Source organism: Peptostreptococcus faecalis (assembly GCF_900240845.1).
GTDB lineage: Bacteria > Bacillota > Clostridia > Peptostreptococcales > Peptostreptococcaceae > Peptostreptococcus > Peptostreptococcus faecalis.
Genome location: NZ_OERU01000025.1, coordinates 1 through 2,782, shown reverse-complemented (window position 1 = coordinate 2,782; position 2,782 = coordinate 1). Strand labels below are relative to the sequence as shown.

1 protein-coding gene is annotated in these 2,782 nt (G+C 30.7%); it reads right to left on the bottom strand.

From position 1 onward, the window contains the following. Nucleotides 1-2,413 (bottom strand): cell wall-binding repeat-containing protein (locus tag C0982_RS10275; RefSeq protein ID WP_180946944.1); only part of this gene is annotated, 2,413 nt, incomplete at its 3' end. Nucleotides 2,414-2,782 lie beyond the last annotated feature (369 nt).

The following is a 2,782-nucleotide window of genomic DNA, read 5'->3' as shown; positions in this document are numbered from 1 at the left end:
TTACCTCTTTACCTATTTCTCTTGCAGTTCCATATCTATCTGATCCAGCGTATCTTATCACGTTGAAATCTTTTAGCTGATCTACAACTTTTTGAGATACAGAATCTGGTCCTCCTGATATAATTACATCACCTATTCCACGTCTTTTTAGTTCGTTAAAAGTCTCTGTAGTGATGTCGTTTGTATCTGTTAGAAGTATTGGACAATCTCTTTCGTTTGCTAGCACTGTAGCTGTCAATACGTCAGTATACTTCTTGCCGTTTGCAAGTACAGCAGTTGCTCTCTTTGTTGGAGGAGTTGTTCCACCTCCACCACCTGGATTTGAATCTTTTTTCCATTTAGCATAAAGTGTAGTATTTGCAGTAATAGATGTGTTAAAATCAAATTTTTCTTTACCATCCTTGTCAAGATACCAACCTTCAAATGTATATCCTTCTCTAGTTATATTTTCAGAAGTTATTTTTTCGCCTTCTTTTACTCCTATCACCTTTGCTATTTTTGTATTATCCTCAAAGACTCCGCCTTCAGGCTCAAAAGTAACAGCTAATATTTTTTCATCGCTTACAAAACCTATATCATAATTATTATACGCAATATTTGTTCCTAATACTGCTGGCTTTGACAGTGACTTATTGTTCTTTATATTAGATTCATAAGTAGAATATATATTAGGATATTTATCACCATCTAATATAAAAAATCCTTTTTCAGCCTTATTATTTTCAAAAACTGTTCCACTAACTTGTAGCTGCTTATATTTTACATTGTCTGTATCGTCTCTAGTAACTACATCTTCAAGAGCAAGTAAGTTTATTCCTCCTCCAATTATCTTTGCAGTATTATTTTTTATAATAGAATCTGTTATAGTTACTTCATTATTACCTGAATCATATAAGTTTATTCCTCCTCCCCAAAGAGAAGTATTTCCATCAAAAGTAGATTTATTAATATTTACTGGCATTTTTTCAAGTGCTGCTATTGAAACTCCACCTGCAAAATTATTTGAAGAATTATTCTTAAAAGTACTATTCTCTATATCTATTTTTCCATTTATATCTACTCCAGCTACTAGAAAAAGACCTCCTCCAGCGAGCTCTGCATTGTTATTTTCAAATAAAGAATCTTTTATTAAAGTGTTTGTTCCGTCATCATAAGCTGGATATAAATACGCCCCTCCACCTTGACTAGTAGCTTTGTTTCCTATAAATTGTGATTCCGTTATTTCTACTGTTCCTACACCATTTGGATATAAAGCTCCACCATTAACAGCTTCATTTTCCTTAAATATAGAATTTTTTATTTTTAAATCGCCTGAGTAGTGCTCACTCGTTAATATGGCTCCTCCATTTCTTGCTTTGTTCTTTTCAAAATAGGAGTTAGTCACATTTATTGGCATATTTCTTATGCTCCCTACAAATACAGCACCTCCATATCCAGGATGATCCGTTCCACCACTTACGTTTGAGTTATTCTCTATAAATCTTGTATTAGTAATATCTAGAGTACTTTTACTTCCGTCTTTATTCTCTCCTTGAACATAAATTGCACCATATCCAGGATTGTCTTTTATATAATTTCCGCTAATTTCAGAATTTTTTATTATAGTTTTTGTACCCTCTGGATTAGCCGAAACATACATAGCTGCACCTAAATAAGTAGCGTAGTTATTTATTATTTTTGAATTATCTACTAATATAGATCCCTTTCCTATAAATGATATAACACCTCCTAATTCAGATTTATTATTTCTGAATTCTGACCCATTTATTTTTAAATCAATTTCTCCATTAAATGCGCTAAGATATATAGCGCCTCCGAAAGCTTCTGATGCATCATTTCCCTCAAATTTAGAATTTTCAATGTATATATTACCAAAACCAGTTATATTTATTGCTCCACCGTTATCACCTTCTAGATGCTTAGAGTTATTTATAATCATACCTTTTAAAGCTAAATTTATTTTTTTACTATAGTGATATGAGTATATGGAGGTATGTTTATCTCCACCATCTATTGTGAAATTTTCCAAAACAACTTCATCTGCATCTGCATTCAGATTTAATATATTTGTAGCATTTACTGAATCTTCAACCATTAATTTAGTATCTTGTTTTTTACCTCTAATAGTGACTGCTCGATTAATGTCTAATGTAGAATCGACATAAATATCATTAGCTAATACTATCTCTGTTACTGACAAATCTAAGATTGCAGCTTTTAGTGAATCTAAATTCGTAACTTCCACAGACATACCTTCTCCAGCTTTTTTAACATTTGACTTGCTTAATTTCTCGTTCAATTCTATATTATTTTCTACAGCATATGAGTAATTGATTGGAGATACCATTGAAATCGCCATAGCCATCGCAAATGTAAAAGATAAGCCTTTCCTTAATATTCTTTTTGTATACATTTTATTTTCCTCCTTTTTGAATTATAGGTAAAGCTTTTCTTGAATATTTCATTTTAAAATATTTTTTAGCTTATTTAAAGGTTTACATCTCAAAAAGTTTTCCTATTAGGAATATTATAAATGAGATTGAATTATAATTCAATCTCATTTATAATATTCCTAATAATTTTCAAAAAAAATAGAAAAGATGTTATATAACATCTTTTCTATTTTTTGAATTTTATTCATATTTCTAGTCAAGCCTTTGAGATATCTTCACTGCTGTAGAGTATCTATCAGCTCCATGTATTCTTTCTTTATTAGTTACTTTTAATCCATCATATACAGATTTAGATACTGAATTTTCTCCACCACCTACAAGTATGCTGT